The sequence below is a fragment of the Mycobacterium sp. NPDC003449 genome (assembly GCF_053588415.1).
In genome coordinates, this window is sequence record NZ_JBSFPX010000117.1 from 1 (window position 1) to 22,566 (window position 22,566).

The 22,566-nt window shown below is 66.4% G+C and carries 9 protein-coding genes; 5 read left to right on the plus strand and 4 right to left on the minus strand.

Annotated elements, in window-relative coordinates:
- The 3 genes from ACWDTP_RS24985 to ACWDTP_RS24995 form a co-directional block, all read right to left on the minus strand.
- Positions 1-2,598: MMPL/RND family transporter (locus ACWDTP_RS24985; protein WP_450024757.1), on the minus strand; the 2,598-nt coding region annotated here is incomplete at its 3' end.
- The gene (locus tag ACWDTP_RS24990) at positions 2,595-3,005 is read right to left on the minus strand and encodes an MmpS family protein (RefSeq protein ID WP_450024773.1); all 411 of its coding nucleotides are present in this window, start codon (positions 3,003-3,005) and stop codon (positions 2,595-2,597) included. The genes ACWDTP_RS24990 and ACWDTP_RS24985, both read right to left, overlap by 4 nt.
- A 57-nt stretch (positions 3,006-3,062) precedes the next feature.
- Positions 3,063-4,802 carry an AMP-binding protein gene (locus tag ACWDTP_RS24995; RefSeq protein ID WP_450024759.1) on the minus strand — a complete coding sequence of 580 codons (1,740 nt, stop codon included), beginning with the start codon at positions 4,800-4,802 and terminating at the stop codon, positions 3,063-3,065.
- Between the two features lie 334 nt (positions 4,803-5,136).
- On the opposite strand from ACWDTP_RS24995, the gene pks2 reads away from it, so the two are divergent.
- From pks2 to ACWDTP_RS25020, 5 genes are all read left to right on the plus strand, one after another.
- Entirely contained in the window at positions 5,137-11,445 is a 6,309-nt protein-coding gene (gene pks2, locus ACWDTP_RS25000; protein ID WP_450024761.1) for a sulfolipid-1 biosynthesis phthioceranic/hydroxyphthioceranic acid synthase, read from the plus strand.
- A gap of 4 nt (positions 11,446-11,449) precedes the next feature.
- Entirely contained in the window at positions 11,450-12,304 is an 855-nt protein-coding gene (locus ACWDTP_RS25005; protein WP_450024763.1) for a class I SAM-dependent methyltransferase, read from the plus strand.
- A 9-nt stretch (positions 12,305-12,313) separates the two neighbouring features.
- On the plus strand, positions 12,314-13,126 hold the full coding sequence (locus tag ACWDTP_RS25010; protein ID WP_450024765.1) for a GAP family protein: 813 nt from the start codon (positions 12,314-12,316) through the stop codon (positions 13,124-13,126).
- An 85-nt stretch (positions 13,127-13,211) separates the two neighbouring features.
- Positions 13,212-15,149 (plus strand): molecular chaperone HtpG, encoded by a 1,938-nt coding sequence (htpG, locus tag ACWDTP_RS25015; RefSeq protein ID WP_450024767.1) that lies wholly within the window; start codon positions 13,212-13,214, stop codon positions 15,147-15,149.
- Between the two features lie 109 nt (positions 15,150-15,258).
- The gene (locus ACWDTP_RS25020) at positions 15,259-15,924 is read left to right on the plus strand and encodes a methyltransferase family protein (protein ID WP_450024769.1); all 666 of its coding nucleotides are present in this window, start codon (positions 15,259-15,261) and stop codon (positions 15,922-15,924) included.
- An 8-nt stretch (positions 15,925-15,932) separates the two neighbouring features.
- On the opposite strand, the gene ACWDTP_RS25025 is transcribed toward ACWDTP_RS25020, so the two are convergent.
- Positions 15,933-22,566: amino acid adenylation domain-containing protein (locus ACWDTP_RS25025; RefSeq protein WP_450024771.1), on the minus strand; the 6,634-nt coding region annotated here is incomplete at its 5' end.

Below are 22,566 nucleotides of genomic sequence, written 5' to 3' on the forward strand. Positions count from 1 at the left end.
GCTGCCGCCCATCGCCCGGATGATGCCGGTGTTGATGCCCGCGCCGATCTCCTCCTTCATCCGCGACACCAGCAGCAGGTTGTAGTCGGACCCCACCGCCAGGAGAATGATCAGAGAAATGGCGAGGACGAGCCAGTTCAACTGGATGCCGAGAATGTGCTGCCAGATCAACACCGAAAGCCCGAACGCCGCGCCCAACGACAGCGCCACCGTACCCACGATGACCAGCGCGGCGACCAGACTCCGGATCATCACCAGCATGATGACGAAGATCAGGCACAACGCCGCGATTCCGGCGATCAACAGATCGTAGGTCGACCCGTCGACCTGGTCCTTGGCCATCGCCGCGGTGCCGGTCAGGTAGATCTTGGCGCTTTCCAGCGGAGTCCCCTTGAGCGCCTCCTCGGCCGCGGTCTTTATCGGGCCGACCCGCGCGATACCCTCCGGCGTCGCGGGATCGCCGCGTTGCGAGATCAGCATGCGCGCCGACTTCCCGTCCGGGGACAGGAATACGTCCATGACGCGCCTGAAGTCCGCATTCTTGAAAACCTCTGGCGGCAGGTAGAACGAATCGTCGTTCTGGGCGGTGTCGAAGGCCCGGCCCATGGCGGAGGCGTTGTCGGTCATCTCCTCCATCTGCGAGAAGATCCCCGACATGGTGGTGTGCATCCCCAGCAGCACGGTCTGGGTGCTCTGCATGGTGGCGATCATCGCCGGGATCTGCGCCATCATCTGCGGCATGAGCGCATTGAGCTGGTCCAGGTTGCCGATCAGCTCGTGCATCGTCACGGTGACCTTGTCGACCCCGTCCAGCGCCTCGAAAAGGGATTTGATCGACCAGCAGATGGGAATGTCGAAGCAGTGCGGCTCCCAGTAGAGATAGTTGCGGACCGGTCTGAAGAAGTCGTCGAAATCCGCCATGTGATCCCGCAGCTCGTTCGTGACGTCCTCGAGCTCGTGGGTCTTGCCGACCATGGAGTTGGTCGTCGCCGCGAGTTCCTGCATGAGGCCGTACATGCGTTGCATCACGCCGATCGTCTTGGTGATCTCGTCGGCTTGCGTGACCAGATCATCCATTCGGGCTTTCTGGAACGGCAACAGCTGGAGCTGACCGGAGTTCGACGAGCTGATGATGAACGGAATGGTGGTGTGCTTGAGGGGGATTCCCTCGGGCCGGGTCACCGCCTGCACCCGGGAGACACCGGGAACCGCCAGGATCCCCTTGGCGAGCTTGTTCAAGATCAGGAAATCGGCGGAATTGCGCATATCGTGGTCGGCCTCGATCAGCAGAACATCGGGCGACATCATGAGTGATTGCGGGAAATGTCGCGCGGCGGCGTCATAGCCCTGGTTGGCCGGAATGTCTTTGGGCAGGTACTTCTGATCGTTGTAGCCGGGCTGGTAGGCGGGCAGGGCCAGCAGCCCGATGAGCGACACCGCGAAGGTCGCCACCAGGATGGGCGCGGGCCAACGCACGATCGCGGTGCCCAGCCGCCGCCACCGACGGACGATGATGCTGCGTTTCGGTTCGAACAACCCGATGCGGCTGCCCGCGGCGAGGACTGCCGGAATGAGGGTCAGCGCAACGCAAACCGCAACTACCATGCCGAGCGCACAAGGGACACCGAGGGTCCGGAAGTACGGCAGGCGAGTGAAGCTGAGGCAGAACAACGCCCCGGCGATGGTCAAACCCGAGGCGAGCACCACCTTGGCCACGCTGCGGTAGGTGGTGTAGAAGGCCGATTCCCGATCTTCCCCGGCCTGCCGGGCCTCCTGGTAACGCCCGACGTAGAAGATGCCGTAGTCGGTTCCCGCCGCGATGCCGAGGGTCACCAGAAGGTTGACCGCGTAGGTGGACAGGCCGAGAAACCCGTGGTCGCCCAGTAATGCGATCACACCGCGGGCCACCTGCAGTTGGACGCCCACCAGTAGCAGCAGGATGACGGCCGTGAAAATCGACCGGAAGAAGAACAGCAGCATCGTCAGGATCACCGCGAGGCTCAGACCGGTGACCAACAGGACCGTCCGGTTCCCGCTGTCGCTGAGATCGGCGACTATCGCCGCGGGGCCGGTGACGTAGGCCCGCACCCCGGGAGGCGGTGCCGTCCGCGCCACGATATCGCGCACGGCTTGCAGGGATTCGTCCGACTTGGCCTGGCCGAGATCGCCGGTGAGGCTCATCTGGACGTATACGGCCCGGTTGTCGGCGCTCTGCGCCGCGCCCGCGGTGAGCGGATCCCCCCAGAAGTCCTGCACGTGCTGCACATGCGCGGTGTCGGCTTTCAGCTGGCGGATCAGATCGTCGTAATAGCGGTGCGTCTCATCGCCGAGGGGCTGTCGGCCCTCCAGGACGATCATCGCGACGCTGTTCGAACTGGATTCGCCGAAGCTCTGTCCCATCCGCGCCACCGCCTCGAACGACGGTGCGTCGGTGGGGATGAAGGAGACCGAATGCTCCTTCTCCACCTGCTCCAGCGGGGGGACGGCCACACCGAGGACATAGGCGATCACCAGCCATCCGAGGATGATCGGCACTGCCAGCACACGAATGATCCGCGCGACAAGCGGCGGCCTGCGGCTCATCGCGTGGCTGCTCATGCGGCCTTCAGCAGGCAGTAGGTGAACGCACTCTCCCCTTGTCCGACCCGTTCGGCCTTCACCGTGTCGTCAATGCTGATGCGGCATCCGACGCTGTCACCGTCGCTCTGTGCGATCACGTTGACCATCGCGGTCGCCTCGGTCATCGAGAACCTCAACGACCATGGCAAGCTTGCCTGTTCAACAAACTGAGGTTCGGCGTCGACATCGAAATAGCTGATGTTGGCCACCGTCCCCGGCGGCCCGAACACCTCGTACACCAATTGTTTGGGGTCGTAGGGCTTACGCTCCTCGAGTTCGGTGTCGGCGTAGACCGGACGAATCTCGGACCCGAATACGCCGTGCAGCCGGGACACGGTGAACGCTCCGGCACCGAGGACCACCAGAACGACCAGCGGGATCCACACCCGCTTCAGAATTCCCAAATCACGAACCCCCCTGCATCCCTTTCCCGACCGAACCGCCTACGCGTCCAGACGGGCGAAGCGGCCGTGCCGATACTGTTCGACACACGCGGCCCGTCGGACTTTGCCGCTCGTGGTGATCGGAATCGAACCGGGTGACACCAGAACGAGATCCGCGACGCCGAGGCTGTGCGAGTCGAAGATCGCCGAGGTCACCTCGCGCTTGACCGTCGACAGCTGATCCGGCGGTCCGGCGGACGACTCGGCCCGTTTCCGTACCTCGACGATGACGACGAGTTTCTCGGTGTACCCGTCCGGAACCGCGATGGCAGCGCACCTGCTTCGGCTGATCTCCTGGATCGTCGCCTCGATATCGTCCGGACAGTGGTTGCGCCCGTACACGATCAACAGATCCTTGATGCGCCCGATGACGAACAATTCGCCATCGGAGATGAATCCCGAGTCCCCGGTGCGCAGCCAGGGCTCCTCGGGTGTGCCGACCGGCGGATCCACCAGCCTGCCGCCGAAGGTGGCCGCCGTCTCATCCGGTCGCCCCCAGTACCCGGCCGCGACATTGTCTCCGCGGACCCAGATCTCACCGACGGTTCCGGACGGACATTCGGTGTATGTCTCGGAATCCACGATGCGGATCGCCGGCGCGGCAGGCACCCCGTAGCTGACCAACGGCATACCGGCGCCGTTGGTCGTACGGGTGGCGGTGCCCGCGGTCAGCTCCTCGGATTCGAACCGCACGATGGCCGGTGGCTCACCCGATTCCCTGGTCGCCACGTACACCGTGGCCTCGGCGAGCCCGTAGGAGGGCCGTATCACCTTCGCGTCCAGGTTGAACCGGCCGAAGCGCCGGGTGAAACGCTCGAGCGTCGCCGGATGAACCCGTTCACTGCCGGTGATGACCGCGAGCACATTCGAGAGGTCGAGCCCGTCCATATCGGCATCCGACGTCTTGCGCACCGCCAGCTCGAAGGCGAAGTTCGGTGCCGCCGTGTAGGTGCGGCCCCGGGTGGCCAACAGCCGGATCCACCGGGCCGGCCGCTGCAGGAAGGCGACCGGGCTCATCAGCACCGCGGGAACACCGGCCAGCACGGGCGCGCAGACTCCCAGGTACAAACCCATATCGTGATAGAAGGGCAGCCACGACACGATGGTGGAGCCCTCGGGGACGACATTGTTGAATTCCGCGAAGTAACCCGACGTGAGTTGTTCGTAGTTGGCCATCAGGTTGCGGTGCGACATCATCACCCCGGCCGGTTGCCTGGTGGATCCGGATGTGTACTGCAAATAGGCTATGTCCGTGTCTCTTTCGACCCCGTCGACTGATCCCGCTGGACCGTCGAGGCGCGGCGCGTCCACCCGGATGATCGCCGGGGTGGGTACGCAGTCCTGCGCCGTGACGTAGCTCGTCACGGCGTCCGCGACCGCCGAGGTCGTGAGGACGGTCGACGGCGTCGCATCCTGCAGAACCGACGCGACCCGATCGTCGCTCACCCCACCCAGCGGTACCGCCAGCGGAACCGCGACTCGTCCGGCAAGCATCGCGCCGAGAAACGCCACGATGTAGTGCAGTCCCTGCGGCGCCAGGATCAGCGCCCGGTCGCCCGCCGAACCGAAACGGTCGAGCTCACGCGCCAGGTCGCAGGTCCGGCGATAGAGCTGCGCATAGGTCAGGCTTTCCTCGTCGCCGTCCCAATTCTTTTCGTAATCAAGAAATGTCACCGCCGTGTCGTCCCCCTGCAGTCCGGCACGTTCGGACAGCAGCGTCAGGATGGACGCCTCGGCCACGCGCATCAGGGTAGGCGATCACCGCCACGTATCAGGAAAGAACAGCAAACTTCTTTTATTACGGAACGAAATACCGGGAACGTCTCCCGGAAGCGCCCGAGGCACCGAGGCGGCAAAGTATTTGCATTCGCGCGTATCCGCCGACGAATTGCCCAGATCCCCGTACAGCGCACCACAGCGAATTTACCGTTGATGACTGTGACCGCCCGCTACGGGCGCTGAGCCACCGGCCGCCGCGTGACCACACCGGCGTCGCCATGGGGCCCGACGCACGAACGCAGGGCACCGAGCCTGCCAGCGGTCCGACCGCCGAAGGCCGCTGGGAGGAGGGCAATTGGCTTCATCAGAGTCTGTGACCGGGTGCGCCGCACCGGTCACCCCGGTCGCCGTGATCGGCATGTCCTGCCGGCTGCCCGGCGGAATCGACTCCCCCGAACGACTGTGGGAAGCCCTGCTGCGTGGCGATGACCTCGTCACCGAGGTCCCACCCGATCGCTGGGACGCCGACGAATACTACGACCCCGAACCCGGGGTGCCGGGCCGGTCGGTGTCGAAGTGGGGTGCGTTCCTCGATGACGTCGCCGGCTTCGACGCCGAGTTCTTCGGGATCAACGATCGCGAGAGTGCCGCTCTCGACCCACAGCACCGGCTCCTCCTTGAGACGTCCTGGGAGGCCATGGAGCACGCCGGATTGACCAGGCAAGCCATGGCGGACTCGCGGACCGGGGTGTTCGTCGGGTTGACGCACGCCGACTACCAGATGCTCGCGGCCGACGCGCAGGCACTGGAAGCGGCATACGGATTCAGCGGCAGCAACTTCAGCCTGGCCTCGGGACGGATCGCCTATGCCCTCGGTGTCCACGGCCCGGCACTCACGGTGGACACCGCGTGCTCATCGGGCCTGACCGCGGTGCATCTGGCCTGCCGCAGCCTGCACGAGGGCGAGAGCGACCTCGCCATAGCCGGTGGCGCCACATTGGCACTGGACCCGCGCAAGTTCGCCTCGGGTTCGGCCGAGGGGATGCTGTCGGCAACCGGGCGCTGCCACGCCTTCGATGCCGCGGCCGACGGATTCGTCGGCGGCGAGGGCTGCGTCGTGATGCTGCTCAAACGGTTGGCCGACGCCCTGAGGGACGGCGACCGGATCCTCGCGGTGATCCGCGGCACCGCGGCCAACCAGGACGGTCACACCGTGAACATCGCGACACCCTCGGATGCCGCCCAGACCGCGGTGTACCGGGCCGCGCTGGCCGCCGCGGCGGTCGATCCGGGGACGGTCGGCATGGTGGAGGCGCACGGCACCGGCACGCCGGTGGGCGACCCGATCGAATACGCCAGCCTGGCCAGGGTTTACGGTACCGACGGGCCCTGCGCCCTGGCGTCGGTGAAGACGAACATGGGGCACGCGCAGGCCGCGTCGGGAGCCGTCGGGCTCATGAAAGCGGTCCTCGCGGTGCAGCATGGCGTGGTCCCGAAGAATCTGCACTTCACCCGGCTGCCCGACCAGCTCGCCCAGATCGACACCAAACTCTTTGTTCCACAGGGTGTTACCCCGTGGTGCACGAACGGCAACCACCCACGGCGGGCCGCGGTATCGTCCTACGGACTGTCGGGCACCAACGTGCACGCCATCGTCGAACAGGCCCCCGAACCCGCTGCGGCCCAAGCACCGGCCCCGTCGGCTCCCGGACCGCTGCTGTTCCCGCTGTCGTCGACCTCGGCCGAGGAACTGCGCCGCACCGCGGGCCGGCTGGCCGACTGGCTGGACGCGCACGACGAGGTCGGATTGCCCGACCTGGCCTACACCTTGGCGCGGCGCCGCGTGCACCGGCCGGTGCGCACCGCCGTCAGCGCAGGCGACCGGCTCGCACTCACCACGGCACTGCGCGGGGTGGCCGATGGCGATAACCCGTATCCGGCAGCGGTCGGGCGTGATGACCAGGGACCGGTGTGGGTGTTCTCCGGCCAGGGTTCCCAGTGGGCGGCCATGGGGGCCGGGCTGCTCGCCACCGAACCGGTGTTCGCCGCCACCGTCGCGCAGGCCGAACCGGTGATCGCGCTCGAATCCGGGTTCTCGGTGCGCGAGGCGATGTCGGTGCCCCAGACCGTCACCGGGCAGGACCGGGTGCAGCCGACGCTGTTCACCATGCAGGTCGCGATGGCGGCGACCATGAGGGCATACGGAGTGCACCCCGGTGCAGTCATCGGCCATTCCCTTGGCGAGGGTGCGGCGGCCGTCGTGTCGGGGGCGCTTTCACTGGAAGACGGGCTGCGGCTGATCTGCCGCCGGTCCCGGCTGATGTCGCGCATCGCGGGCAAAGGGGCCACCGCAGCGGTCGAACTACCGGCCAAACACGTGCTCTCGGAGTTGACCGGTCGCGGCATCACCGATGTTGTGGTCGCGGTCGTGGCCTCACCCGAATCCACCGTGATCGCCGGTGCCACCCGGACAGTTCGCGACCTGGTCGCCGATTGGGAAGAACGCGGGGTGCCGGCCCGCGAGGTGCCGGTCGACGTCGCGTTTCATTCACCTCAGGTCGAGCCGATCGTCGACGACCTGACCGCCGCCCTCGCCGACCTCGAACCGATGCCGCCGGAGATTCCGTTCTATTCGGCGACCCTGTTCGATCCCCGCGAACAGCCCGTGTGCGATGCCGGCTACTGGGCGACCAATATGCGCCGGATGGTGCGGTTCGCCTCCGCGGTCCAGGCCGCGCTGGAGGACGGTCACCGGGTCTTCGCCGAGCTGTCTCCGCATCCGCTGCTCACCCGCGCCCTCGAGCAGACCGCGCGCAGCCGCCAAACACCGATGACGGCTCTCGCGGCGATGCGCCGCGAACAGGAGCTGCCGGACGGGATGCGCGGGTTCCTGGTCGACCTGCACAGCGCGGGCGCCGCGGTCGACTTCGCGGCACTCTGCCCGCCGGGTCGCCTCGTTGACGCGCCCCTGCCCACCTGGACGCACCGTCGGCTGTGGTTGACCGGCGGCGGCCAGGAATCTCCCACCCACGGCGGCTGCACGATCGCGGTGCATCCGCTGCTGGGCGCCACCGTGCGCCTGCAGGAGGAGCCGGAGCGCCACGTGTGGCAGGCCGATCTCGGCACCTCGGCCCAGCCCTGGCTCGGTGATCACCAGATCCGCACCGTGGCAGTGCTTCCCGGGGCGGCCTATTGCGAGATGGCGCTGGCCGCCGCCGCCGCGGTGCTGGGCGATCCGGCGGAGGTTCGCGACCTGCGTTTCGAGCGGGCGCTGCTGCTCGACGAGCAGACGACGGTCGGGGCGTCCGCATCGGTGTCATCGCCGGGCGTCGTCGATTTCACCGTCGATTCCCATCAGGACGGCGCATCGGCCCGGCTGGCAACCGCGGTCCTGCACTCCGCGCAGGGCGAGCAACCGCCCGCCTGTGACATGGCAGCCGTCCTGGCCGCCCATCCTCTCAGGCAGGATGGCGCCGAGATCCGTAGCCGGGTGGCCGAACACGGCATTCAATACGGTCCGGCGTTCACCGGTCTCCTCGCCGGGTACACGGGTGAGGCGCAGGCCGACACCGTGCTCGCCGAGGTGGCACTCCCCCGGTCGATCCGCTCACAGCAGGACGCGTACGGCGTCCACCCCGCGCTGCTGGACGCCTGCTTCCAGTCCGTGGAGGCCCATCCCGGCGTCCGGGCGCTCGGCGGGGACGTGCTGGGATTGCCGCTGGGCGTGCGCCGGCTGCGCTGCTACGGACCGGCACGCAATGCGCGCTACTGCCTTACCCGGGTGCTGCACGCCGACACCTCCGGAATCGAGGCCGACATCGATGTGCTCGACGAGCACGGCGCCGTCCTGCTCACGGTGCATGGGTTGCGCCTGGGCACCGAAGCCTCCGGCAGCGGGCACGATGACCACGTTCTCGGCGAACGCCTGCTGGTCGTCGAGTGGAGGCAACGGGAACTGCCGCAGGTCGAGTACGCCGACGCCGGTTCCTGGTTGCTGGTCAGCGCATCCGCCGAGCCGGATGGGGTGGCCGCCGGTTTGACCGCCGCGTTGAAAGGCCGTGGCGCACAATGCGTCAGCATGTGCTGGCCGAGCCTGACCGACGACTCGCCGACCTGTGAACAGCTGGCCGGCAAGCTTCGGGCCTGCCGGTTCACCGGGGTGGTGATCGTGGCGTCGCCACGCAACGGCGATGATACGAACTCCGCACCGCTGCTGGCCCGCGAGTATGTGCGGCGGCTGGTGCATATCAGCCGCGAACTGCCGGAGCTGACCGGCGAGCTGCCCCGCCTGTATGTCGTGACCCGCAATGCCCAGACCGTGGTGGCCGGTGACGTGGCCAACCTGGAGCAGGCCGAGCTGCGGGGCCTGATCCGGGTGATCGGCACCGAACATCCCCATCTGGCCGCCACCCAGATCGACGTGGACGAGTCCACCGGAACCGAAGAACTCGCCGGGCAGCTTGCCCAACAGCTCCTCACCGGCTCCGAGGAGGACGAGACCGCCTGGCGCAACGGCCGGTGGTACACCGCACGGCTGTGTCTGGCCCCGCTGCGCCCGGAGGAGCGCCGGACCACCGTGGCCAGCCACGAACGCGACCGGATGCGGCTGCAGATCCGCACACCAGGGGACCTGGAATCGATGGAACTCGTGGCCTGTGACCATATTCCACCGGGGCCGGGTCAGATCGAGGTCGCGGTGAGCGCCTCCAGTGTCAACTTCGCTGATGTGCTGGTCGCGTTCGGTCGCTACCCTGCCTTCGACGGGCGGCTGCCCCAACTCGGCATCGATTTCGCCGGGGTCGTGACCGCGGTCGGGCCCGACGTCACCGAGCACAACGTCGGGGATCGGGTCGGCGGTCTGTGCGCGGACGGTTGCTGGAGTACGTTCGTCACCTGCGATGCGCGCCTGGCCGTCAGCCTGCCCGACGGCCTGACCGATGCACAGGCGGCCGCGCTGACTATCGCGACGGCCACCGCCTACTACGGGCTCATTGATATGGCCCGTATCACCGCGGGCGACAAGGTCTTGATCCACTCGGCAACCGGCGGGGTCGGCCAGGCCGCGATGGCGATCGCCCGTGCCTCCGGAGCGCAGATCTATGCCACCGCGGGCAACGAGCAGCGCAGGCAGCTGCTGCGCGACATCGGCGTCGAGCACGTGTACGACTCGCGCAGCGTGGAATTCGCCGATCAGATACGCCGCGACACCGACGGCTACGGCGTGGACATCGTGCTCAATTCGGTGACCGGAGCCGCGCAGCGCGCGGGCCTCGAGTTGCTGGCATTCGGCGGGCGGTTCGTGGAGATCGGTAAGCGCGACATCTACGGCGACACCCGGCTGGGGCTCTTTCCCTTCCGGCGCAACCTGTCCTTCTACGCGGTCGACCTGGCACTGATGTCGGTCAGCCATCCCGACCGGCTCTCCGAGTTGCTGGCCACCGTGTATCGGCGCACCGCGGCCGGTGAGCTGCCGATGCCGGAGTTCACCAACTACCCACTCGCCGACGCTGCCACCGCCATCCGGATGATGAGCGGCGCCCAGCACACCGGCAAGCTGGTGCTCGACGTCCCGCGTACCGGTTCCAGCCGGCTCGTGGTTCCACCGGCCCAGGTGCGGGTGTTCCGCGGCGACGGCGCCTACATCATCACCGGTGGGCTCGGAGGCCTCGGACTGTTCATGGGCGAGCGGATGGCCGCCAACGGGTGCGGGTGCATCGTGTTGTCCTCACGCTCGCAACCGACCACGCAGGCGCTGCGGACGATCGAACGCATCCGGGCCACCGGTGCCGACGTCGTCGTCGAGTGCGGAGACATCGCCGAGCCCGACACCGCGCGACGACTGGTGGCCGCGGCGACCGCGGGCGGCCACCCGGTGCGGGGAGTGCTGCATGCCGCAGGAGTGATCGAGGATGCGGCGCTGACCAACATCACCGATGAGCTCATCGAACGTGACTGGGCACCAAAAGTTTACGGTGCGTGGAACCTGCACCGCGCTCTCCAGGAAGCCGACGCCGAGGAGCAACTGGACTGGTTCTGCTCGTTCTCCTCGGCGGCGGCACTGGTCGGTTCACCCGGGCAGGGCGCCTACGCCGCGGCCAACAGCTGGCTGGACGCGTTCACCCTGTGGCGCCGGACCCAGGGTCTACCGGCCACCGCGATCGCGTGGGGGCCCTGGGGCCGGATCGGCCGCGGTGCCGCCATGGCGGAAGGCACCGGCGTCGCCATCGCTCCCGAAGAAGGCGCGTACGCGTTCGAGGCGCTGCTGCGTCATGACCGCCCCTACACCGGGTACGCGCCGGTGATGGGTGCGCCTTGGCTGACCATGTTCGCCGAACGCAGCCCGTTCGCCGAAGCCTTCCGGTCGACCGGGCAGAACTCCACGGGCACAAGCAGACTGCGCGCCGAGCTCGATGAGCTGCCTCCCGAAGAGTGGACCGCCAGGCTGCAGCAGGTGATCTCCGACCAGGTCAGCCTGATCCTGCGGCGCAGCGTCGACCCCGACCGCCCGCTCTCCGAGTACGGGATGGACTCGCTGGGCGCGCTCGAACTGCGTACCCGCATCGAGACCGAGACCGGGGTGCGGATCTCGGCCACCGGCATCACCACCATTCACGGTCTGGCCGAGCTGCTGTGCGAGAAACTCGCACCCGTGGAAGTCGCCTGAACCGATGGACGCGGGTACGCGCGACATCGTCGACATGCCGAGGGGCGGGCCGGATGCCTCCTGGTTGTCCCGGCGGCTGCAGACCGGACGGCTGGAGTACCTGGACCGCGACGACGTCGACGAGCTGAAGCGAAAGGTGGTCCACGCGATCGACCGCGGTGGGCGCCGTCCACGGTTCGGCACCTACCAGAAGTACGCCAGGATGGCGCTCGACGAGGTGGCAGATCTCGGCTCGCCGAGGATCCTTGAGCTGGGGTGCGGTTTGGGCGGGCTGTCGCGCGCGCTGCTGGAGCTTCATCGCACCGCCGAGGTGACGGTCACCGACATCGATGCCACGTTCGTCGCCGATATTGCCGCGGGCGACCTGGGCCGCCATCCCCGCGCCACGGTGCAGGTGATTGATGCGACCGCGATCGACGCCCCGGACCAGCATTTCGACCTGGCGCTGTTCGCACTGTCGTTGCACCATTTGCCGCCCGAGTCGGCCGCGCGGGTGTTCGCCGAAGGGACCCGGGCCGCGACGAAGTTGTTGATCATCGACGTCCGCCGTCCGTCGCCGCCGCTGCACCTGGCGATGCTGGCGGCGGCACTGCCGTTCACCCGGGTCGCGGCGATCCACGACGCGGTGATCAGTGGGCTGCGCGCCTACAGCCCGTCGGCGCTGCGAGCGCTCGCCCGGCACGCCGACCCGGCGATCAGCGTCGAGTTCCGTAGCCGGAGGCGGGGCCCGACGGTGCTGGTGGCATACCGGTCATCCAAGAGCAACGGTTCAGATACGCCGACGACTGCGAAAAACCCAGTTAGTAACAAGCTTTTTGGAATCTCCAACAAGCAATTCAGCAAATATTCTGAAAGGTAGCATCTCGCCATGTGGGGATCATTGTTGGCGTTGGCACTCTTGACGACGATCAATCCGGTACGTCTCGGCTTGATCCTGCTGGTGCTCTCCCGGCCCCGGCCCATGCACAATCTGCTCGCCTATTGGATCGGCGCCATGATGGTGGGGCTGTTCAGCCTTCTCCTTCCACTGATCGTGCTGCACGCAACGCCGGCGTCGGCATCTTTCGCGGCGAAGTTCGCCCACCCGACGACGAGCCCGGTCGCGCAGCGCACCGCGATCGGTGTGGGTGCGGCACTGCTGTTGATCGCCCTGGTGCTGGTCGTGCACGCGCTCACCCGAGCACCCCAACACACCGCGAGACCTTCGGGTCAAGATCTCGACGGAACCACCAAAACCTCGACATTGCTCCTTGATTCGTCAGTTCCGCCCATCCTCAGAAGGTTGCTGCACCCCGACCCGGACGTGGCGGAGGCCGGGTCGCCGGTGCGGCGGATGCTCAGCCGGGCCCGCAGTGCGTGGCGCGAGGGATCTCCATGGATCTCCTTCGTCATCGGCATTATTTTTCTGCCACCACTCGACGGAGTCTTCTTCGCCCTCGGCATCGTCATCGCCTCGGGCGCATCCATGGGCGTCCAGTTGGTGGCCATGATGGCGTTCGTCGTCGCCGTGCTCACCGTGGAGGAGATCATCCTCGTCAGCAACCTGTTCGCACCGGAGCGGACTCAGGCGATACTGCGCCGGGTACACGACTGGGCGCGGGTCCACCAGCGCAAATTCGTCGCCGCTATCCTGACGGTGGTCGGACTTTCGCTGGTAGCGCGGGGCATGGGCGGTCTGTGAACCATTGCCGACACCGGCCGCCGGCGCCCTCGGTATCATCTTCGGCGAAATCGGTCATCAAGGTTGCTCTGTCGGATGGGATCGCATGTCTGAACGCGTCGAACGGTTGGAATTTCAGGCGGAGGCACGCCAGCTGCTGGAACTGCTGGTCCACTCGGTCTATTCGCACAAGGATTCTTTTCTCCGCGAGTTGATCTCGAACGCATCCGATGCACTGGACAAGCTGCGCCTCGAGACGCTGCGGAACAAGGACCTCAAGGTCGACGCGTCCGACCTCCACATCGAGATCGAGACGGGTCAGGATCCACGTACCCTCACCGTCCGCGACAACGGCATCGGCATGACCCACGACGAAGTCGTGGACCTGATCGGCACGCTGGCCAAGTCGGGTACCGGAGAACTGCGCCAACGGTTGCGGGAGAGCAAGAAAGCCGCCGATTCCGAAGAGCTGATCGGTCAGTTCGGCGTCGGTTTCTACTCGACGTTCATGGTGGCCGACCAGGTCGAACTGCTCACCCGCAAGGCAGGTGAAAGTGGGGCCACCCGGTGGGTGTCCAGCGGTGACGGCACCTACACCATCGAATCCGTCGATGACGCCCCGCAGGGCACCTCGGTCATACTTCACCTCAAGCCGGAAGACGTCGAAGATCAGCTGCCGGATTACACCGCCGAGTGGAAGATCAGGGAACTCGTCAAGAAGTACTCCGATTTCATCGCCTGGCCCATCCAGATGCAGGTCGAGCGGCGCACACCCGCCGCCGAAGCGGGCGGCGCGGAAACCGTCACCATCGAGACGCAGACGCTCAACTCCGGCAAGGCCTTGTGGGCCAAGCCCAAAGACGAAGTCTCCGACGAGGAGTACCAGGAGTTCTACAAACACGTCGCCCACGCCTGGGATGACCCGCTCGAGGTCATCACGATGAAGGGCGAGGGCACCATCGAGTACCAGGCGTTGCTGTTCATCCCTTCACACGCCCCGTTCGACCTTTTCACCCGGGACGCCAAGATCGGGGTTCAGCTGTACGTCAAACGCGTCTTCATCATGGGCGACTGTGACGAACTGATCCCGCGGTACCTGCGGTTCGTCAAGGGCGTCGTCGACGCCCAGGACATGTCGCTCAACGTCTCTCGGGAGATCCTGCAGCAGGATCGCCATATCACGGTGATCCGGCGTCGCCTGACCAAGAAGGTCCTCTCGACGATCGGCGAGCTGCAGACCCAGCGCCCCGCGGACTACCGCACGTTCTGGTCTCAGTTCGGCGCGGTCGTCAAAGAGGGACTGATGCAGGACACGGACAACCAGGACACGTTGCTCCGCCTCTCCTCCTTCAGCTCGACGCACAGCGAGGATGAACAGACCACGCTGGCCGAGTACGTCGACCGGATGAAGGAAGGGCAGGACCAGATCTTCTATGCCACCGGACCGTCGCGCGAGCAGCTGCTGAAGTCACCGCATCTGGAAGCCTTCCGGGCCAAGGGCTACGAGGTGCTGTTACTCACCGATCCGGTCGACGAAATCTGGGTCGGTTCGGTGCGGGAGTACGACGGCAAGCCACTGCAATCGGTGGCCCAGGGCGAGGTGGACCTCGACTCCGAAGCCGATAAAGCGACTCACGAGGCCGAGCGCGAGGAACAGCAGCGCGACTTCGCTGATCTGCTGACCTGGTTGAAGGAGACATTGAGCGATGACGTCTCGGAAGTACGCTTGTCCACCCGCCTGACCGAATCACCGGCCTGCCTGATCACCCCGACCTTCGGAATCACGCCGGCCCTGGCCCGGATGTACCGGGCTTCCGGACAGGACGTTCCGGCCGGTAAGCGGATCCTCGAGATCAATGCGCAGCATCCCCTCATCACCGCCCTGCAGCGGGCGCACCGGGATCACGGCGGCGAATCGCTGGACGGTCTCGCCGAGTCCGCCGAATTACTCTATGGCACCGCCCTTCTCGCCGAAGGCGGCGAGCTCACCGATCCGGCGAAGTTCGCCACGCTGTTGGCGGACCGGCTGGCCCGTACGATCTGAGGGGCGCCACCACCGCCCGAATTTTCCTCACAGTAAATTTACAGCCGGCCCCGCCGGACCGCAGTACACTGTTAGCCAAGGCATCATTCTGCGGGCATGGGGAGGTCCCGTGAATATTGTTGTCCGAGCAACGATATCGGCGCTTGAGGGGGCCATCGCTTCCGGAGTTCTGCTGTTTGCGGCAGCGGGCACGATGTGCTACTGGCAGGCCTGGGTGTTCCTGGTGGTGGTCGGCGTCTCGGGCTTGATCTCGAGCGTCTACCTGCTGCGCCGCAGCCCCGCGGTGCTGCGGCGGCGAATGCCTGCGACCGAAACGCGGAGGCTGCAGAAGGTCGTCGCGGGTGGCGTTTTCGTGTTGTGGGGCGCGATGCTCATCGTCAGCGCCCTCGATCACCGTTTCGGTTGGTCTGCTGCGCCGGTGGTGACCTCGTTGGCCGGCAACGTTCTGGTCGCCGCCGGGATGAGCCTGATCGGGCTGGTACTGGTGCAGAACAGCCACGCGGCGGTAACCGTCCGGGTGGAGTCCGGTCAACAGGTGGTGTCCGATGGGTTGTACGGGCTGGTGCGCCACCCGATGTACGCATGCAACGTGCTCCTCCTGGTGGGCACCCCGCTCGCGCTCGGCTCTTACTGGGGGCTCGTCTTCCTCATTCCGGGCGTCGCGATACTCGGCCTGCGTATCCGCGACGAGGAAGAGTTGCTCCAGCAGGAACTCGACGGGTACCGCGACTACATGCAGAAGGTTCGCTACCGCCTGGTTCCGGGGGTTTGGTGACGGCGTTCCTAGTCCTGGAGTGAAAGCCTCAGTCGCTCACCGTATTCGCGCAGCGACTCACTGCTGAACATCTCATAGTGCGTGCAGTCGACCGAATGTGCGGTGATCTCACCGGCGATATACGGTCGCCAGCTCTGCAGATGGGCCCGGACGGCCATCCGGTTTCGCATCCCCCGCCACCGTGATCTGACCGGTGCACCACCGTTGTCGATGCTTCGATGCCGTGCCGCGGAGAAGATGACGATGTCGCCGTCGAAGACCTCGGGTTCGTGTTCCAGCAGACGCAACTGGTTCGCGTTGAGGCTCTTGACCATGAACTCCACCAGCGCCTTCGGCGGCGGAGTGAATCCAGGCGTCCCGCTGTGGGCAGCGATCTTCTCCGCTCGCCGATAGCTCAGTGGGCGTCGATGTGTTGGCACGTCAACCTGATTGGCGCTCAGGATGTAGTCGAGCACCAACCCCTCGGCCAGGGCGTGGTTCTTGGCGACGGTCCGGTACGCGCTCGCACTCAACCCCCTGGCCTTGTTCAGGTTCAACGCGGCGTCCATAAGTATCAGCCGTTGGACCTCGCACCCGCGTCGCTGCAGCTCGATGGCGAGTTCATGTGCGACGACCCCGCCGAAGGACCAGCCGAGAAGCCGGTAAGGCCCCTCGGGATACAGGGTTTGGAGCCGGTCGGCGTAGCTGACCGCCATGCGGCGTATCGACACCGACTCGGCTTCCTCACCTATCTGGTTGAGCCCGATGATCGGTCCGTCGACGTACTCGCCAAGGGCCCGATACGACCAACTCAGCCCGAAGCCGTCATGAATGCAGCACAACGGAACACCGGCACCCTGTTTGAGCACGTCGACGGGCAGCACTTCCTGCGAACTGTCGGCACATTCCAACTGCCGGGCCAAGCCTCGTACCGACGGCGCATCGAACATGACGCGCACCGCCAGCTGGGTGTCCAAAGTCTTGTTGATCGCGGCGACGGCCCTCATCGCCGACAGCGAATCACCGCCCAGGTCGAAGAACGAGTCGTCGGTCCCTACCCGCTCGAGCCCGAGCACCTCGGCGTAGATGCCCGCCAGGACCTCCTCGGCAGGAGTTGTCGGGGCCCGATATGTACCCGCGGTGTAGTCCGGTGCGGGCAGCGCCCGGATATCGAGCTTTCCGTTGACGGTCAGTGGCAGCGAGTCCAGCGGCAGCACCGCCGACGGAACCATGTAGGCCGGGAGCCGTTCGGCCAGCGCCGCCCGCGCCTGGTCCGGGTCGACCGCTCCAGAGACGGTTTCGGTGACATAGCCGACCAGACGCTTGTCGCCCTGGCGGTCCTCACGAGCGATCACCGCCGCCTGCTCCACCCCCGCCAAACCGGCCAACGCAGTGTGGATTTCCCCCAATTCGATTCGATAGCCACGGATCTTGACCTGCTCATCGGACCGGCCCAGATACTGCAACTGCCCGTCGGTACCCCACCGCACCAGGTCTCCGGTGCGGTACATCCGCGAACCGTTCGCGCCGAACGGGCATGCCACGAACCGTGATGCGGTCAGCCCGGACCGGCGCAGATAGCCCATCGCCACGCCGCGGCCCGCCACATACAACTCACCGACCACGCCTGCGGGCACTGGATGGAGCCATTGATCCAGCACGAACAATGCCGTCGTCGGCACCGGCGCACCGATCGGGACGACACTCGACCCGGCATCCAGCGGTGCGCTCATCGATGCGTATACCGTCGCCTCGGTCGGCCCGTAGGCGTTTATCACGACCCGCCCGGGAGCCCACCGTTGCACAACCTCGGCCGGACAGGCCTCACCACCGAGCAGCAATGCCGCCGATCCCAGACCTTCCGGAGAGATCGCCAACACCGCCGAAGGGGTCTGGGTCAGCACATTGACCTGCTCGGCAACCAGCAGGTCGTGGAAGTCCTCCGGTGAGCCGACCACGTCTTCGGGCACCACCACGAGCCGACCGCCGCTGCACAGCGCGGCCCAGATCTCCCAGACCGAGAAATCGAACGCGTACGAATGGCACTGCGTCCACACCTGATTGCGCGGCAGCCCGGCAGGCATCGACGCCGCCAGGTGGGTCAGGTTGTGGTGGGTGATGGCCACGCCCTTCGGGGTGCCGGTGGTGCCCGAGGTGTAGATGACGTACGCGATGTCCGCTGCCGCCGGTGCCGGCAAGCCAGTATCGGGATGGTCGTCGATGCCGGGGTCATCGACATCGATGACCGGAAGACCGAATCCGGCCAGCCGACCGGTCAGGGCCGCGGTGGTGATCGCCGCCGACGGCACGGCATCAGCCATGATGAACTCGATCCGCGCATCCGGCACGGCAGGATCGATCGCCAGATAGGCCGCCCCGGTCTTGAGCACCGCCAGCATCGCCACCACGGCCTCGGCGCACCGGTTGAACAGCAACACCACACACCGGCCGGGACCGACATTCTGGCTGACCAGTAAGTGCGCCAACCGATTCGACGCCGCTTCCAACTCGCGGTAAGTCACCGAGCGCCCCTCGAAGCGCAGCGCCACCGTCCGCGGGGCGCGAGAGACCTGCTGCGCGAACAACTCCGGGACCGACGTCGGCGCCGTCGAGGCGGTCAGCGCCGACACGTTACCCATCGCATCGAGATGCCCCCGCTCGCCGGTGTCGAGCGCATCCACCGACGACACCGAACGGCTCGGATCTGCGACCAACGCCGCTGCCACCCGCTGCAGCCGGTCGATCAGGGTCTGAATGCTGTCCGCGTCGAACACGTCGGTACGGAACTCCACCATCCCGCCGATCCCGGCCGGCTCACCGGCCGCGGTGAAGCGTTCCTCAAGTGAGAACGCCAGATCCATCCGGGCTGAATGGGTGTCGGCGGACAACGGTTCGATCTGCACATCACTGAGCAGTGACTCCGCGGCCTGGTCGCCAGTCGGTTCGCCACCGTCCTGCACGGCGAAGTTCTGCCAACCGAAAATCACCTGGATCAGCGGGTGATGGGTGCGGCTTCGGGTGGGGTTGAGCCGATCCACCAGAACCTCGAAGGGCACATCCTGATGCTCGTAGGCGGCCAGACTACGCCGGCGCACCTGGGCCAACAAGTCGGCCATCGTAGGATCTCCGGCCAGATTCACCCGCAACACCAGGGTGTTGACGAAGAAGCCGACCAGATCGTCCAACGCCGGGTCACGCCGGCCGGCGATCGGGAAGCCCACCGCCACATCGGCGCCGGCGCCCAGTTTCGACAACAGGATCGCCAGCGCGGCCTGCATCACCATGAAACTGGTCGCATCGTGCTGGCGGGCCACCCGGGCAATCCGCTCCTGCAGCTCGACCGGCCACTGCACCGCCACACTCGCTCCGCGGTGTTCCGCCACCGGCGGGTACGGCCGATCGGTCGGCAATTCCAACCGCTCGGGCAACCCGGCCAGCGCCTGCTCCCAGTACGCCACCTGGCCGGCGATCACGCTGTCGGGATCGGCCAGGTCACCCAGATGTTCGCGCTGCCACAGGGTGTAATCCGCGTACTGCACCGGCAGTGGCGTCCAGGCGGGGGTCTGTCCTGCACAGCGGCTCGCATAGGCCACCCCGATATCGCGTAGGAGCGGCCTGATCGAGGAGCCGTCGGCGGCGACGTGGTGCACCACCACCACCAGCACATGCTCATCGTCACCGGTCTGTAAAAGCGTGGCGCGCACGGGAATTTCGCCGGACAGGTCGAAACTGTGGCCCACCTCCGCGCCGATGGCCCCCGCCAGGCGCTCAGCCGGCCATGCCCGTGCATCGATAGCCTGCCAGCCGAAATCGGCCTGGTCTTCGGGCAGTACCACCTGTCGGGGAATGCCCTCGGGGGCAACGAATACTGTGCGCAGACTCTCGTGGCGCCCCACCACGTCACCCAGCGCCGCCCCCAATGCATCACCGTCGAGCACCCCGGTGATCCGGAACGCCGCGGGCATGTTGTAGACCGGCGAGGGGCCCTGTAACTGATCCAGGAACCACAGCCGCTGCTGGGCGTAGGACAACGGCAACACCGCGGGCCGCTCCTGGACGGTCAAGGCCGGTCCCGCGTGTTCCGCGGCATGGGTGCCGACCCATTCGGCCAGCGCAGCGACGGTGGGCGCATCGAACAGCGCCCGGATGGGGACATCAACGCCGAGTTCGACCCTGGCCCGCGCGACCAGCCGGGTGGCGGACAGCGAATGCCCGCCGAGGTCGAAGAACCCGTCGTCGATGCCGACCCGATTGACACCGAGAACCTCGCCGAACAGGGCGGCCAGCGCCCGCTCCCGCTGATCGCGCGGAGCCCGATAGACCACCCCGCTGCTGAATTCCGGCGCCGGCAGTGCCCGGCGGTCAAGTTTGCCATTGACGGTCAGCGGCAGCGCATCCAACACCATGATCGCGGCCGGCACCATGTACTCCGGCAGTCTGCCGCTGACAAAGCCGCGCAACTCGGCAACTCGTTCGATGGCCGACGGGTCGTTGACGTAACGGGCGAGCGAGCCGATCGGTGCGTTCGGCAGGTACACGTCTGACCAAGCGGGTGAATCCGCCGGCCGGGTGTATATGACGTCGACCAGGCCGGCATTCGCCGACCACGTCACCGCCGTGACATAACCCAGTTCCTGCCCAAGCAGATGACACTGGTCCGGCAACACCGCATCGGGAGATACGCCTGCACGGGAACGTAATTCGGCTAATGTCATCCGATTACCGGTGTGGGCCAACGCTCCCGCCATCGCCACATCCGGCCATACCGCCGCGTGCGGCATCCCGGTCACCCGCAGTTCCTCAGGCCGCTGCGACCGCAGATATTCGTCGAGCGCCGTCAGGGTTCCGAATCGCTGCCAGGGTTCTGCAGGCAGATCCGCGACCGAACGTGTCCGAGCGGGCGCCTTACGCAGCACCACTTCATATCGGTAGAGGCTGAGTTCGTTGACCGACCGCATCCGTTTGAGTTGGATCTCCACCCCGGCGATGTCGGGCAGATGCTGCGGCAGTGCCGCGAAGAACTCGGGCGCCAACAGCAGTTCCTGCTCGGCATGCATCTCCCGGCGCACCCGTTCGGCCACCACCCCGGCGTCTTCGCCACCGCTGGTTTCTGCGCACACCACACCGGTGGTGAACGCACTCAGCAGCGATAGATTGCGCACGTCACCGAGGAACAGCGCGCCACCCGGTGCCAATGACCGCATCGCGACGGACAGCACGTCCAGCAGATAACCCGCGCTCGGGAAGTACTGGATGACCGAGTTGATCACCACGACGTCGAAGTGCCCTGGCGGCAGTCCATCTGAGGCATCAGCCGGCTGCACCCGCAATTGGACCCGATCCCCCCACGGCTGTCCATCCACTCCGACCCGCAGCGTGTGGATCGTCGGCGCGGAGAAGTCGGTGCCCCAGTACTCGATGCACTCGGGAGCCACGTGGGCAAGTAGAAGTCCCGACCCCACCCCGATTTCGAGCACCCGGCGCGGCCGCAGCGCCAGGATCCGGTTCACCGTGTCCGAACGCCACTCCCGCATTTCGGGCAGCGGGATCGGTTCGCCGGTGTAGCTGCTGTTCCATCCGCCGAAGTCTTCGCCCAGTTCCGTCGGGGCGCCGGTGGTGAAGGACTCGCCCGTATACAGGCCGCCGTACACCCCCTGCCACTGCTGCACCAGTTGCGCCTCCCGCTCGGGCTCGCGGACCAGCAGCATCGCCGTGTCCAGCACGGCGTAGCTCACCAACTGCGTGTCGCCAGGGCCTGCGGCGGATGTAGCCGTGTGCGTGACGGTCACCGCCTGCGCCACCCGCGGATGGGCCGCCAGCGCGGCGGTGATTTCGCCGAGTTCGATGCGGTACCCGCGGATCTTGACCTGCTCATCGGCCCGCCCGCCATACCGCAACTGCCCATCGACACCCCACGACACCAAATCCCCGGTCCGATACATCCGCGCACCCGGCAACCCGAACGGACACGCCACAAACCGCGAACCCGTCAACCCCGCCCGGCGCACATACCCGAGGCCCACACCACGACCCGCCACATACAGCTCGCCCACCACACCCTGGGGCACCGGCCGCAACCACCGATCCAACACAAACAAAGCCGCCCCCGGCACCGGCACACCGATCGGCACCACACCCGAACCCGCCTGCAACGGCCGGCTGATCGTGGCATACACCGTCGTCTCGGTCGGCCCGTACCCATTGACCATCACCCGACCCGACGCCCACCCATCCACCACATCAGCCGGGCACGGCTCAGCAGCCACCATCAACACCCCGACCGACCCCAACTGACCCGGCGACAACATCCCTACCGCCGACGGCGTCTGACTCAACACGCTGACCTGCTCCTGGATCAGCAGAGTCTGGAGGTCCTTCGGTGACCGGGTCACCTGCTCAGGCACCACCACCAGATGCCCACCATGCAACAACGCCCCCCAGATCTCCCATACCGAATAATCAAACGCCAACGACGCACACGCCGCCCACACCTGACCCGGACCCAACCCCACACCCACATCAAGACCATCAAACAGCCGCGTCACATTGCCATGCGTAACCGCAACACCTTTCGGAGTGCCCGTCGTCCCCGACGTATAGATAATGTGAGCAACATCCCCAGGCATCGGTCCCGCCAACGGGCCAGCGGGGTAGGTGTCAATC